The 13,534-nt window shown below is 41.4% G+C and carries 12 protein-coding genes; 7 read left to right on the top strand and 5 right to left on the bottom strand.

The window, feature by feature from the left end; all coding sequences use genetic code 11:
• The first annotated feature begins 291 nt into the window (after positions 1-291).
• Both AND4_RS03220 and AND4_RS03215 read left to right on the top strand, forming a co-directional pair.
• Complete coding sequence (locus AND4_RS03220; protein ID WP_009841468.1) at positions 292-1,773, top strand: aerolysin family beta-barrel pore-forming toxin; 1,482 nt, start codon at positions 292-294, stop codon at positions 1,771-1,773.
• Positions 1,774-2,193: 420 nt separating this feature from the next.
• Positions 2,194-3,663 carry an aerolysin family beta-barrel pore-forming toxin gene (locus AND4_RS03215; RefSeq protein WP_009841467.1) on the top strand — a complete coding sequence of 490 codons (1,470 nt, stop codon included), beginning with the start codon at positions 2,194-2,196 and terminating at the stop codon, positions 3,661-3,663.
• 81 nt (positions 3,664-3,744) lie between these two features.
• Here AND4_RS03215 and AND4_RS03210 read toward each other — a convergent pair whose 3' ends face one another.
• Positions 3,745-4,311, bottom strand: a complete 567-nt coding sequence (locus AND4_RS03210; RefSeq protein WP_009841466.1) for a hypothetical protein — start codon at positions 4,309-4,311, stop codon at positions 3,745-3,747.
• Positions 4,311-4,946: a LysE family translocator gene (locus AND4_RS03205; RefSeq protein ID WP_043991471.1), complete on the bottom strand. Its 636-nt coding sequence runs from the start codon at positions 4,944-4,946 to the stop codon at positions 4,311-4,313. Before AND4_RS03205 ends, AND4_RS03210 begins: the two co-directional genes overlap by 1 nt.
• A gap of 350 nt (positions 4,947-5,296) precedes the next feature.
• Here AND4_RS03205 and AND4_RS03200 point away from each other — a divergent pair, with 350 nt between their 5' ends.
• Complete coding sequence (locus AND4_RS03200) at positions 5,297-6,775, top strand: carboxypeptidase M32 (RefSeq protein WP_009841464.1); 1,479 nt, start codon at positions 5,297-5,299, stop codon at positions 6,773-6,775.
• 97 nt (positions 6,776-6,872) lie between these two features.
• On the opposite strand, the gene AND4_RS03195 is transcribed toward AND4_RS03200, so the two are convergent.
• Positions 6,873-7,172: a DUF3861 domain-containing protein gene (locus AND4_RS03195; RefSeq protein ID WP_009841463.1), complete on the bottom strand. Its 300-nt coding sequence runs from the start codon at positions 7,170-7,172 to the stop codon at positions 6,873-6,875.
• 171 nt (positions 7,173-7,343) lie between these two features.
• On the opposite strand from AND4_RS03195, the gene AND4_RS03190 reads away from it, so the two are divergent.
• Positions 7,344-7,772 (top strand): MarR family transcriptional regulator, encoded by a 429-nt coding sequence (locus AND4_RS03190; protein WP_043991470.1) that lies wholly within the window; start codon positions 7,344-7,346, stop codon positions 7,770-7,772.
• Between the two features lie 176 nt (positions 7,773-7,948).
• Here the strand turns inward: AND4_RS03190 and AND4_RS03185 are convergent, their stop codons facing one another.
• Positions 7,949-8,896 carry an LpxL/LpxP family Kdo(2)-lipid IV(A) lauroyl/palmitoleoyl acyltransferase gene (locus AND4_RS03185; RefSeq protein ID WP_009841461.1) on the bottom strand — a complete coding sequence of 316 codons (948 nt, stop codon included), beginning with the start codon at positions 8,894-8,896 and terminating at the stop codon, positions 7,949-7,951.
• 408 nt (positions 8,897-9,304) lie between these two features.
• Between AND4_RS03185 and AND4_RS03180 the strand changes: the two genes are divergently transcribed.
• Positions 9,305-9,934 (top strand): LysE family translocator, encoded by a 630-nt coding sequence (locus AND4_RS03180; protein ID WP_009841460.1) that lies wholly within the window; start codon positions 9,305-9,307, stop codon positions 9,932-9,934.
• 140 nt (positions 9,935-10,074) lie between these two features.
• Here the strand turns inward: AND4_RS03180 and AND4_RS03175 are convergent, their stop codons facing one another.
• Positions 10,075-10,428 (bottom strand): multidrug efflux SMR transporter, encoded by a 354-nt coding sequence (locus AND4_RS03175; RefSeq protein ID WP_043991435.1) that lies wholly within the window; start codon positions 10,426-10,428, stop codon positions 10,075-10,077.
• 1,106 nt (positions 10,429-11,534) lie between these two features.
• Between AND4_RS03175 and metA the strand changes: the two genes are divergently transcribed.
• Together metA and pilW are read left to right on the top strand one after the other, a co-directional pair.
• Positions 11,535-12,476, top strand: a complete 942-nt coding sequence (gene metA, locus AND4_RS03170) for a homoserine O-succinyltransferase (protein ID WP_009841458.1) — start codon at positions 11,535-11,537, stop codon at positions 12,474-12,476.
• A 147-nt stretch (positions 12,477-12,623) separates the two neighbouring features.
• Positions 12,624-13,352 (top strand): type IV pilus biogenesis/stability protein PilW, encoded by a 729-nt coding sequence (gene pilW, locus AND4_RS03165; RefSeq protein ID WP_043991469.1) that lies wholly within the window; start codon positions 12,624-12,626, stop codon positions 13,350-13,352.
• Positions 13,353-13,534: the final 182 nt, after the last annotated feature.

The following is a 13,534-nucleotide window of genomic DNA, read 5'->3' as shown; positions in this document are numbered from 1 at the left end:
CTTTTAGGCATGTTAACTAGAATTGTATAAATTACACCTTTAGTCACATTGGAATAATTAATCTTTTTCGCTTAAAACTAACTCTGCGAATCATATTCCTCATGAGTCTTCCCGCCTTCTATGCAACCTAAAAGCAGTGATACAAATAAAAATATAAGTAACTGATTATAGTCATAATAACATTTCAGTTAATTTCAATACTATTAATCCTATCAATATGAGAAAAGTATTTCTGCCCGCAAGACTGCGGTTTATTAAATGAAATAGAAATGCAACCATAAGGGAACATTCATGCGAAACAACATTAGCCTTTTGTCGACAGCAATTCTGTCAATATTCGCAACGAACGCTCATGCCAAAATTTACACCGACCAGATCGTTTTAGATAATCTCGGTGAAGATATCTGTCGCTCAGGCTACCGCCCACTTGAGAGACATGAGGCATTAGAACATAAAAATGCAATTATAGGCATAATGGGAAAATGGCAAATTACTGGCTTAAAAGACGACTGGGTCATTATGGGTCCAGGCTATGAAGGTGAAATCAAATCTCAAAAATCCGAACATACTTTTTGTCACCCGATAAAACAGCAATCAGAGATCCCAGATTACCCTACTATAGTCGTTTCCGAGGGTACCAATTCTGAGGGTGAGGAGGTTGCTGTTCAATACGAATTAGTTCACGACCGTCAAAATTTTGTTCGTCCATTGTCTTACCTTGCATACTACCTAGGCTATGCGTGGGTTGGTGGGGATAACGGCAAATACGTCGGTGAAGATATGGGAATCAAAAGTGTTGGTGATACCTGGGAGATTCAAGGTAACAGTACTGACTCTTGTAGTGGCTATCGTTGCGATGAAAAAACAAAAATCACGGTGAGCAACTTTGCTTATACCGTAAACGATAAGAAATTTTGGCATGGCGAAGTCAAAGAGTCAGAACGTGAACTCGTCGATACAGTTTATGCAACAGCTAGAAACAAAAGTGACAAACCACAACAAATAGTTGTCGATTTAGGGATAGTCGAATCAACAAACTGGTCAAAAACGGATAACTTTGGGTTCGCTCAACAAGTGAAAACCGAGAATGAATTTATTTGGCCTTTAGTCGGAAAAACAAAACTAAGCATCACCCTTGACGCTAATCAAAGTTTTTCTGACTCTCAAGGTGAAACCACCAGCAAAAATGTAACTTTGCAAGCTCGTCCTATGGTCCCTGCCGAATCTGAGATGCCCGTAAAGATCGAATTGTATCGTTCAAGCATTTCTTACCCTTACAAATTTGATGCCGATATTAGTTACGACGTAAACTTTAATGGCTTCTTAAGATGGTCAGGCAATGCTTGGTATGACCAACCAAAGGACCGACCATACAAAAGCCACACATTCACTTTTGGAAGAGGCAGTGAAGACAGTGCTGACATTCGTTACCAATGGAATCACCGCTATATTCCAGGCAAGGTTCAATGGTGGGATTGGAGTTGGGCAATCCGTGAAAATGGATTGGATAACATGCAAAATGCAGTAGGTGGCTCCTTACGCCCATTCAGCTCTTATGTATCTGGCCAATTCCACGCCGAGGCACAGTACGCAGGCACAATTGAGATTGGAGAGGCAGGCCCAATTGGTATTATTGATGATTTGCAACTTGAACCAAAAGATGTCACAACACACCGTGTCGGTGATATTGAAGTCACCACCAACTTCAATGCAGACAAATTAAGTGCTCTTGGTTTCAAAGACGCTAAAATGAACATTTACCTCGCCGACTAGTTGGCTAACCATAATTTGCTAGTTTATTGTTCACTTAGCGTTGTTTTGCTAGCATTACTTGCCCGTGATTGCACCATCACGGGCTTCGTACGATTAAGCGCATACAGGAATCAGTCACCACAAAAAATGTAGAGTGCGTCAAATTAAGTTTCTATTAATCCGTACTAGCATGCGCCATTCCTCTCTTAAATATCTGATACTCAGCTTTTGATTACTCTTCTTCCTTGTATCAAAAAGAAGTATCAATAACCACGAAAAGTAACACTCTCATCAACTCAAGCATATGATATAACGTGTGAATATTTTTCAATTTTTTTCAGTGTTTTTCTTCTTGTCTTATATGAAAGAGTACGTTCACTTTAGGCCACATACCCAAAAGTATTAACAATTTAATCATTCATTAAAATCAAGGATATTTTTATGCTTAACGTCAGTACGTTGCTCACTATGACGCTCGCACTCTCTTTGTTATCTACATTTGCTCACAGTAAAGTTTTTTCTGATCAACTTGTTATTGACGAGATGGAAAATCATCAATGTCGCTCAGGTTATCGTCAGCTAAATCATCAAGAAGCACTAGAACATAGAAATTCGCTCCTATCTCGGATGCAAACATGGGATATCGTCGGCCTAGAAAATGGCTGGGTAATAATGGGCACAGGTTATCATGGAAAGATAAAGCCGGAACAAGCGAGCGACAAAACATGGTGTTACCCTATTCACCCTAATGCCGAGCTTCCACGCTACCCTTCGTTGTTTATTCCTGGTGGAAATGTAACAGAGATTGAACAAAACCTCGTGACAAACGATCAAGACTTCATTCGCCCAATCAGTTATCTCGCTCACACCTTAGGCTATGCGTGGCTTGGTGGGAATGACGGGCAATTTGTGGGCGAAGACATGCTCGTTAGAAAGACAGACAGTCACTGGGAAATACAAGGGAATAACAGCGGTTCATGTACTGGTTACCGATGTAAACAAAAAACCAAAATTACGATTAAAGACTTCGCTTACCGCCTCAACCCAAAACATTTTTCATACGATGCCCCCTCTAAATCACCCAATGAGCTGATTAAGTCGATCACGGCCTATTTGATCAATGCCCAAAGTATGGCAAAACATATTAACGTTCAAGTTGACGTTGGCCAGTCTAAAAGTTGGTATAAAACTGATAATTCTACTTTCGCGCAGAGTGTTCACATCAACAATAGGTTTCAGTGGCCAAAGGTCGGGAGCATTAACTACAATGTTACGTTGGATGGAAATCAAACATTTTCAGAGTTCAATAAAGGTACGGATACCGATACAGCAACTCGAGAAGCTAATTTGACGGTTTCCCCTCACTCCATCCTACCAATTAAAATCGATCTATATCGCTCTCATATATCGTACCCGTTTCGTATACGAGCCGATATTAGTTACCGTGTGGATTTCGATGGTTTTTTACGTCACGATGGCAACGCTTGGTTCTCTCACCCAGACGATAGACCAACGACTCCTCATACATTCACTATGGGTCGTAGCAGTGAGGTTAGCGAAAATATTCGTTATCAATGGGACCACAGATACATTCCGGGAAAAACAAAATGGTGGGATTGGAGTTGGGCAATTCATAATCATGGTTTAGACATGATGCAATATGCCGCTGGAGCAAGTTTGCGTCCCTATTATTCCCACGTATCTGGAACTTTCGAGGTAGAGTCACAATATGCTGGGATGATAGATGTCGGCAAAGAGTTAACTGTCGACACCCCTCTACAATGGGCTAAAGATTCAAGCCCACTGCAGATTCAGGCGGGTGATGTCACAGTAAAAACAGACTTCGATGCTGGCGCTTTAGCCCAACTTGGTTTTCATTCAGCTCGCTTACTCGTACAACCAATAGACTAAATGACAGGAAATAAGAGATGGGCTGAGAGCTTGTCTCTTTTCATTGTTTTCACCCTCGAATACACGAATAGCATCAATACGTTAATCCCTTAGCCATTGGTGCTCATTATTCCCCGTTTGTTTGTTAAAAAAGGCCGAGTGTTGCTGCTTGAATTGGTCAGCTTTAATTTCCGAAACCGGCCATTGGCTGAAGTCCTCGCGAATAAAGTCATCTCCGATACGAAACTCAACACTGCTTAGCTTATTCGCTACAAATCGGTAAATGTAACTCTTGCCAGAAGCCTCACACACCATAGGAGCTTTAGAAAAAGGCAGGCTATTCACAGACACCGATATCCATTTACGGCTTTCAGGCACGCAGTTGCCTTGGTTAACCACATCGAACTCAAACTTATTGTCCAGCGTGGTGCCGAAAAACACAACCACCGACTCTTCCAGGTAAACACGACGCAGCAGTAATTGTCTTGTGTCTTGCGTACGCGTAACTTGAATACCGTTAGAAAATGGCTCAAAGTAAGACCAGTGCCATTCCCAACTCATCCCTCTCTCTGCAAAATTAAGCTGGGGCACCGTCTTCCAAGAGACAATTCCAAGAAAAAGTGCGATGAGGCTAAGCAAGGCAATAACAATTTGGATAAGAGTACGCATCAGGCAGGAGTTTCCACAAACAGTTTAATACCAAGCGCCACGAGCACAACACCTGTAACCCCTTCCATCCATTTCATGAAACTTGCGCTTTTCAGTAGTTGTTTTGCTGAGTTCAACGCACCAGCCAAGCCACATTGCCATACCATCGCAATGACAAAATGAATCGCCGCCATCAGCATGGATTGCAGTAATGGAGAACCTTCTGGGTTTACAAATTGAGGCAAGAATGCGAGATAGAATACCGCCGTTTTCGGATTCAACACGTTGGAAAGGAATCCCTCACGGAAGGCGCGTTTACCGCTGTATGCTTGATACGCTTCTTCAGGCAAAACAACACTTCCATTAGTCCTCATCAATGCACGTAAGCTACTCAAACCTAGCCAAATTAGGTAAGTCGCACCAATCATTTTAATCATCAGAAATAACTCAGAAGATTGAGTTAAGATGGCTGAAATTCCAATTGCAGAAAATAGTGCATGGACAAATAGGCCACAACATATTCCTAAGCTGGTTGTACAACCATCCTTAAGACCTGATCGGCTGGTGTTACGGATCACCAACGCCGTATCCAACCCCGGTGTTAACGTCAAAATAGTGATGGCAATCAGAAATGCCTCAAAGTTTAAAATTTCCATGTTCTTTTCATAGTTAGTTGTATCACTCATCAATACCTTCAAACCACTCAATGCGCAAGCAACTTTTATTGGATGCTATACCCACTGGACCTTTAAATCGACGCCACGTCTGCAAACCAAGTCATTCTCGCTGAACCAAGCATCTCGAAGTGACTTGGGTATATACAACTAACTGAATTTGTGAACAATAGACCTGCATTATTTGTTAATAAATAGTAAATTAGAAATACACCTACAGCGATATTGCCATGATGCTGCTTTTCCTTGCATCATTGTCGAGAGGTTCGAACGTCACGTTCAAGGGCCCCGCTCGGGGCGTTTCAGGAAAGAACATAACAAAGAGTAGTCACATGAGCGCATTTCAAAAACTCGTCGAACATTCAAAAAAAGTCTCCAATTTTGGTCATTTATCTGCAGTTGTAAGCTGGGATCAGGCATCTGTTATGCCTTCTGGCGGTGCGGAAGCACGTGCAAATGCCATGGCTGAACTCGAGGTTCATATCCACTCTCTTTTAACACAACCTCATCTTGGCGATTTGTTTGCTCAAGCAGAGGAACAGTCACTATCAATACAAGATCAAGCTGTGCTTCGTGAAATGAAGCGCGATTGGCAGCAAGCGAATCTGCTCCCTGAATCGTTAGTGCAAGCGCAATCACTGGCGGGTTCTAAATGTGAGCACGCATGGCGCACCCAACGCGGCGATGACGACTGGGCTGGCTTCGAAAAAAACTGGTCTGAGGTGGTAAAACTGTCTCAGGAAGAAGCACAAATTCGCTCGGAAGCCTCTGGCTCGTCGCCATATGATGCAATGCTTGACCTCTATGAGCCGGGCACAACATCAGCCTCTCTAGACACACTATTTTCAGACGTAAAAACGTGGCTTCCTTCCATGATTGATGATGCCATTGAAAAGCAAAAATCCAATAATATTCTGCTGCCAAACGGCCATTACCCATCTGAGCAACAAAAAGCGTTGGGGCTAGAAGTCATGAAGCTACTTCAATTCGACTTTGAACACGGTCGTCTTGATGAAAGTGTCCACCCGTTCTGTGGCGGTGTTCCAACAGATGTTCGAATCACCACTCGCTACGATGAAAAAGAATTCGTGCAATCTTTGATGGGTATAGTGCATGAAACAGGTCACGCTCGCTACGAGCAAGGTTTGCCGAAATCATTGGCTGGTCTGAAGGCAGGCCAAGCTCGTTCAATGGGTATCCATGAGTCTCAATCACTGTTCTTCGAGATGCAATTGGGCCGCAGCCAAGCGTTTGTAGAGCACTTAGCGCGCCTAGCGTCTAACCATTTTGAAGGCCCAGAGTTTGCACAAGATAATTTGTCGAAGATTTACACTCACGTAGAGAAAGGCTTCATTCGAGTTGATGCTGACGAACTGACCTACCCTGCTCACGTTATCCTACGCTACGAGATTGAGCGGGATCTCATGAATGGCGTGATCAAACATACTGATGTCCCAGAGCTGTGGAACGAAAAGATGAAGGCTTATCTGGGTCTTTCAACTGAAGGTAACTTCAAGAATGGCTGTATGCAGGACATCCATTGGACTGATGGCGCTTTCGGGTATTTCCCTTCATACACACTTGGTGCAATGTACGCAGCTCAGTTTATGGCAGCGATGAAGCAAACTGTTAACGTAGATAGTGCCGTTCAGTCTGGAAACCTATCACCTATCTTTGCTTGGCTATCTGACAACATTTGGAGCAAAGGTAGCTTATTGACGACAGATGAACTAGTGAGACAGGCGACAGGTGAAGTTCTAAATGCGAAACATTTCAAAATACACTTAGAGAATCGCTACTTAAGTAAATAGATTAGCTAAATAGAAAAGGCTGGTTTGATACCAGCTTTTCTAATTGTACTAATCTGAAAAAAGTTAAAGCACCTGAAAAGAACATAAGGATCCGCAATTAAACTTGGTTACGTTTCACAGTCATTTTCATGTTTTGCATGAAGTTTTTGAAGTGTGGCATAAAGTCTGCAAACAACGGATGCTTACGCTCTTTCATCATAACTGGGCCGAGCAAACGCAGTGCGACACCTACGCGAGTAGCTTCTGCTGGCTTTAAACCACTGCCCTGTTTAATGTTCTCGACGATGTCCAACATATCTTCACGATCTTGAACTTCAAAACTTAAGGTTCTTGTTGCAATGCCTTCTTCGACATTCACTTCTTCAATGGTAATGCGGTAACTGTTTTCGTCTCTCATCTCGTATATCCAAGCAATATTCATTCGCCTTCAGAAAGCACTTACTCTTTCGTGTAACTATCAAGATTTATATGATTAATTATTCAGCTTGCAGTCGCTTTCAATTAAGTTGATAATGTCAACTATATCTATTTGATTGACAAAGTCAACAACCTTGATTTGGAGTGTTACATTTTGAATCCAAAGTCGCTGGATAATCTGTTCCATCTCGTGCACGCTTTAAAGCGCCAACTGCACGAACAAGTTGAACAACTTGAGCTCCCTATTGCACCTATGCATGTGAGGGTTATAAAAATTATAAGTAAACAATCACCTTGCACAGCAATGGATGTGGTGAACTTCTTAAACAGAGATAAAGCGCAAGTAACGCGCTTGCTACAAACGCTGATAGCAGAAGGATTTATCGAGAAAAGACCAAACCCTGAAGATAAGCGCAGCCAATGCTTATTGACCACAGATAAAGGTAATAAAGTACTGGATAAGATCAAAGTAGTTGACGCTGAAATATTTCAAAAAATGACGTTAAACGTGTCGGACGATGAACTCGCCGCATTTCAAATCACGACTGGAAAGTTGGCTGAAAATTTGGTGAAAAAATAAAGTGAGTAATTTCATGCAACCTTTCGCCGCTGTTGATTTTGATTGTTTCCATTCTCTAGCTAACACGACCAATAGCATGGCTCATCCCAGATAAATCATCGTGATTTTGACAAACAACTATTTAGAATTGAATCAACAGACAAAATAAAGCCCAGAACAATGTCTGGGCTTGGTGTTTACATTGCCGGCTCAAGCCGCGGCTTGTACAAACAGCGTTCACCATCCGGTCGTGTTTTAAAACGGCGATGCAGCCACATGTACTGGCTCGGGCTGGCCATGATCGATTGCTCTACAATCTTGTTCACGAACAAGGCCGCTTTTTCAGGATCATTTTTCGGGAATCCCTCTACAGGAGCACTGATGGTTAAGGTGTATTGCCCATTGCTCCCACGAACCATGGTAAATGGCACAATCACACAGTCTGTCGCATCTACTAACAAACTTGTCCCTGTCGTTGTACAGGCACGCTTTACAGCAAACAGCGGCGCAAACGTGGAACGTCGTGTGCCATAATCATGATCTGGCGCATACCAAACTCTGTTCCCTGACTTGAGTGCTCGTAGCATACCCTTTACGTTCTTACGATCGATCAAAGTACGATTTGAACGAGAACGTCCTTTGTATTGAAAGTAATCAAAACATGGATTGCTGTTCGGCCGATAAACACCAGAACCCGACTTTTTGATGCCAAATGCACGAGCGCCCAGCTCCAAATTCATAGAATGGACCGCTAACATTAAAACGCCTTTACCTTGTTTTTCTAACGCTTCAATGTGCTCCATTCCTTCAATCTTCACGTGCTTGAGTACACGTCTGTCTGACCAAAACCAAGCCATAGCTGTCTCAAACAGAGCGATACCTACGTTATCAATATTATCTTTTAAAATCGCTTCGCGTTCGTGTTGGCTTAAGCCAGGAAAGCACAGCTCTAAATTGCGCTTGATCGTGACTTGTCGCTTTTTCATTAATCGCATCGCAATACGACCAATCCCGCTTCCTAGCGCAAGTTGAACACGAAATGGGAGAAGGCTAAGGAGGAACATAATGCTAATAATGCTCAATGTTGCCCAGTAACGAGGGGACAAAAATTCAACCTTGAATTTTAGTATAGTATTCTTATTCATCAATATATCATCAGACGAAATCGTCTTATTAATCCTTAAAAACAATAATAAGATACACATGGTAACTATCATTGACTGTGCTTATAAAACTATAAGGCGTATTGAGCTTATGCCCCTTTAATACGTTGCACAATAAGAACTTTCTGATATCGCTGCAAATATGACCAAGTTAAACAAAAAAGATGCGATCTTCGTAGAATTGAAACAAAATGCTAACCATTTTGTATAAAAAAAACAGAAAGGGTTGAGGTATTGAGGAACATGGCGATCGCATTTTCTATCAAAAACAAACATTAGCCCAATAGATTATTTGCCAAGCAATCCATTGAGCAAATGTTTGTTTTCCTTACCTCAAAAGTGTAAAGTCCTGCTCACTAATACCAATCTTTTGCCGTAATTGGATCCCCCATGAATCTCGACACCTTGCTGGCTTTCAGTGGAATCGTCTTCTTTTTAGCCATTATCCCTGGCCCCAATGCATTACTCATTTTGTTTACCGCACTCACGCAAAACCGCCGCTTTGCCATTGCGAATATTTTCGGTGTCGCGCTTGGTTTTTTAATCCACGCTTTTGTATCTGCAAAAGGATTAAGTTTGTTGCTTTCTCAATCAGCATTAGCGTTCAATGCACTCAAATGGGCAGGTGTTGGCTACTTGATTTGGCTGGGCATCAATAACCTCAAAAGTGGGTTTAAACTTGAAAATAAGAAGCTACAACTCAACCGTAAAATTGAGGTACAAACTCTCAAACAAGCCTTTGTAAGAGGATTATTAACCAACCTCCTTAACCCGAAAATCGTCTTGTTCTACTTATCCATTTTTCCTCAATTTGTGCAGCCAGAACACATTCTTGAGCAAAGCATGATGTTGGGTGCGCTTCAAGCGAGTATTGTCGCAATATGGTTTTTGTTTGTCATTTTCTTTGCCACTAAAGTAAAAACTTTACTGACTTCTTCGAAAACCAGTAAATGGTTAAATTACATCAGTGGCAGCTTGTTTATCTTCTTTGGCCTGGGGTTAGCCAACACCCACTTTTGAAATAAGCTTTACGATCATCGTAAATGATTTTCTATCTTTCTGATGAACGGAAACTGCGACGATGGCGAATGAACACGAACACTTTTTCGACAGTAAAAAGCCGCTAATCAATCGCGGCTTTATTATTTGCAGTATTTTGACTAGTGACCGATCGTCTTGGATAGCAAGTTCACAATCATAACACCAGTAAGGATGAAACCAATGCCAACCAGTGCAGCAAGGTCAAGCTTCTGCCCATATAGAAAGTAACCAACAGCAGCGACAAGCACAATTCCCGCACCGCTCCAAATTGCATACACAATACCAACTGGCATGCTTTTTACTGTTACAGACAGCAGGAAGAAAGCAATACCATACCCAACGATAACCACAGTACTTGGCATCATCCTGGTAAACTGTTCTGTCTTAGGGATAGAGGAAGTTGCAATCACCTCACAAACAATCGCAATAGACAATGCAACCAGTGGAGGCATAGAAACAAGCATTTTGAACATAAGGCAATCAACGCTCAGTTAACCTGAATTCGATGACATATCGAATTTCTGAATGCAGGATTATAATTAGAATCCACTAGCGTGCCATAAAAACTGACGCAAATCACATTTACACCATCGTAATAATCTTGCCCAGAAGTCAACCTATGCAAAATTCTCGACTCTGATTGACGTATCGATTGAAGCGCCCTGTTCAAGAGGATAAGCATCAAACCAGGACTTCGTAAGTTTAGATGAGGAAATTCGTTGAATATATATCAGTAAGGATTGCCTGACCTGAGAGCACTTAAAGAGTAATATAACTAGTGTGTGTTTAAATAAAAAAAGCCCAGCATTCTGCTGGGCTTTTTTAGGTCCACATTAACAAGATGATATTAACTGCATCAGCAAGGATTATTGGATATATTATTTTTTAATATCCTTGCTACCATCTTTAATAGACCTTACCACTAACGAACTGACGAGTTAATGAATGATGCATACGGCATTAATTATAAGTAAATTTAAACCAATATTAATTTATAATAGTTCATGGCTACTTTCATCAAATGAAGCTTTACTGAACCTGTTGAAATCTACTGCATATTAATCCAAAAGAAAAATATAATAGCGTAAGACACTGTAATGTTAGCATGACACCTCCATACATGGCGCTACACAGATAGAAAGAACGACGTTTTAACCACAAAAACAAAGACTCACTACCTGCAACCAATTTGTGACAAAACCAATACCGTTGCACAACATTTTAAATTCTAATTTATAATGCTTTTAACTTCAATAGAGTATCGTTATTTAATTTAATTAAATAACTTTCTTAAAATATATCACCAGATAAAACTAAAGAAAGTTTACAACATTATTTTACAATACCGCATGTTAAACAAACCACCTTTATATACTTAAATTATTTAAGGTTTTAAATACATTTATACCCACATAAAAAATGTATTATCCAATTCTATTGATCTTAAGAAACTAAAAAACCCTTCACCACCCAAAAAGAAATCCTGCCCCAAGCCACATTTCGTATCGACATCCATAAGCAATTACGTTAACTTTAGATGTATAGACGTCTAAAAAGCAAATTTCAGGGAGAGAAGGTCGTGCCAATTAGAATTCCAGATCAGTTACCTGCTAGCGATGTGTTAAGAGCAGAAAACATTTTTGTAATGAACGAGAGTCGAGCGGCAAGCCAGGAAATTCGTCCGTTACGAGTGCTGATTCTCAATTTAATGCCAAAGAAGATAGAGACAGAAACTCAGTTTCTTCGTCTACTTTCTAACAGTCCACTTCAAGTTGATGTGGAGCTGTTACGAATCGATAACCGCCCGAGTAAAAATACGCCAAAGGAACACCTAGATACGTTTTATCGTCAGTTTGAGGTTGTGAAAGGTAAAAACTTCGATGGTCTCATCATTACAGGTGCACCATTGGGCTTAGTTCAGTTTGAAGACGTGATTTATTGGGATCACTTGAAAACCATTATGGAATGGGCAAAGGAACACGTCACCTCAACACTCTACGTATGCTGGGCGGCGCAAGCGGGCTTAAAGTTGCTTTATAATTTGCCGAAGAAAACACGTAAAGAGAAGCTATCCGGGGTTTATCACCACAAAATACATCACCAATATCATCCCCTTTTACGTGGCTTCGATGATTCCTTTTTGGCTCCTCACTCGCGCTACGCCGACTTTTCGCCTGAATTTTTAGAACAGCACACTGACCTTGATATTCTTGCAACTTCAGACATCGCAGGGACTTATCTCGCCACAACCAAAGACAAACGAAATGTTTTCGTTACTGGTCACCCAGAATACGATTCACTCACATTGCACAATGAATATATTCGTGACTTGGGGGAAGGTATGGAACCTGCGATTCCAATTAACTACTACCCCAATAACAATGCAGATAACCCACCATGCGCAAGCTGGCGAAGCCATGGGCACCTATTGTTCTCTAACTGGCTAAACTATTGCGTTTATCAACAGACACCGTATGACTTGGATCACTTTAGTGAAGAAGCGTTTACAAAAGATGATTAACTCTCTGCTTTTGCTGTGTGAACTATGCCGTCAACTGGCGGCCTTTTATGTCAGTTTGCCAACCTGATCGCATCCCGTTTTATCCTCGTTAGTTTTTTTTTCCAAAATTTATATCATGTTTCGTGAGTCAGGGATTGGGGCATGAATATGACGTTCGGAAAACTCACTACATCCGTATTAGCGAGTCAGATAAGCATAATGGGATGCGTTACCGTTAGCGAAGAAAATAGTCGTCCTGTGGTCAAAACCGATCCTGTTACGATGGCAGAGTCAAGAATCGCTCTAGGTCTCGGTTACTTGGAAAACGATGACATGATACGAGCTCACGACAATCTGCAGCAAGCCCTCAACCACGCGCCAAATTTTTTCCAAGCTCAGCTCTCATTGGCCCACTACTACGAAACTGTCGGAGAAAAGTCAAAAGCAGAAGACATGTATAGGCGTTCTCTAAGGCAACATTCAAAAAACGGTAATGTACTCAACAATTATGGCGCCTTCCTCTGTAAACAGGGGGAATATAAGCGAGCAGACGAGATGTTTAATCAGGCAATTAATCAGACATACTACTATTTGATCTCTGCCAGTTACGAAAATGCTGGGTTCTGCGCTCTAAAATCAAACAATAAAGACAAAGCGATGTACTACTTCACTCGTGCTATAGAACATGATCCTCATCGGCCTAAGTCGCTCCTTCAACTCGCCAAGCTCGAAATCGACAGTGGTAACTACGCGGACGCACGTGTTCGATTGATACGCTTTAATCAAGTTTATGGCATAAAAAAAACATCTTTACGCCTCATGCTTGAGCTAGAACGTGCGGTTGGTAACAAAGCGCAAGAGGAAAAGTACCAATATCAACTCGACCAAATGTCTTGATGTCTTGGTGTACTGAGGGCATGAGAGTACTCATATACGTTTGCGTGTTCTCAGTAATGGACTAGTGTGAGGCATTTTAGACAATTAAGTCTTCCGGCGAAGGGCCTAGCGGTCTTTGACTGCGGATTTACACCTACAGCAAAAAGACTTATATCTTCTAATATTGGTATAGATTACAAAAT

The sequence above is a fragment of the Vibrio sp. AND4 genome (genome assembly GCF_000171815.1).
GTDB lineage: Bacteria > Pseudomonadota > Gammaproteobacteria > Enterobacterales > Vibrionaceae > Vibrio.
Note: the sequence above shows the minus strand (reverse complement) of the source record. Positions and strands in the feature narration are given on the sequence as shown.

Bases quoted from the DNA above. Each gene is read 5' to 3' on its own strand.
- AND4_RS03220 (WP_009841468.1), top strand. From the start codon at position 292: ATGCGAAACAACATTAGCCTTTTGTCGACAGCAATTCTGTCAATATTC.
- AND4_RS03215 (WP_009841467.1), top strand. From the start codon at position 2,194: ATGCTTAACGTCAGTACGTTGCTCACTATGACGCTCGCACTCTCTTTG.
- AND4_RS03210 (WP_009841466.1), bottom strand. From the start codon at position 4,311: ATGCGTACTCTTATCCAAATTGTTATTGCCTTGCTTAGCCTCATCGCA.
- AND4_RS03205 (WP_043991471.1), bottom strand. From the start codon at position 4,946: ATGGAAATTTTAAACTTTGAGGCATTTCTGATTGCCATCACTATTTTG.
- AND4_RS03200 (WP_009841464.1), top strand. From the start codon at position 5,297: ATGAGCGCATTTCAAAAACTCGTCGAACATTCAAAAAAAGTCTCCAAT.
- AND4_RS03195 (WP_009841463.1), bottom strand. From the start codon at position 7,172: ATGAGAGACGAAAACAGTTACCGCATTACCATTGAAGAAGTGAATGTC.
- AND4_RS03185 (WP_009841461.1), bottom strand. From the start codon at position 8,896: ATGAATAAGAATACTATACTAAAATTCAAGGTTGAATTTTTGTCCCCT.
- AND4_RS03180 (WP_009841460.1), top strand. From the start codon at position 9,305: ATGAATCTCGACACCTTGCTGGCTTTCAGTGGAATCGTCTTCTTTTTA.
- AND4_RS03175 (WP_043991435.1), bottom strand. From the start codon at position 10,428: ATGTTCAAAATGCTTGTTTCTATGCCTCCACTGGTTGCATTGTCTATT.
- pilW (WP_043991469.1), top strand. From the start codon at position 12,624: ATGACGTTCGGAAAACTCACTACATCCGTATTAGCGAGTCAGATAAGC.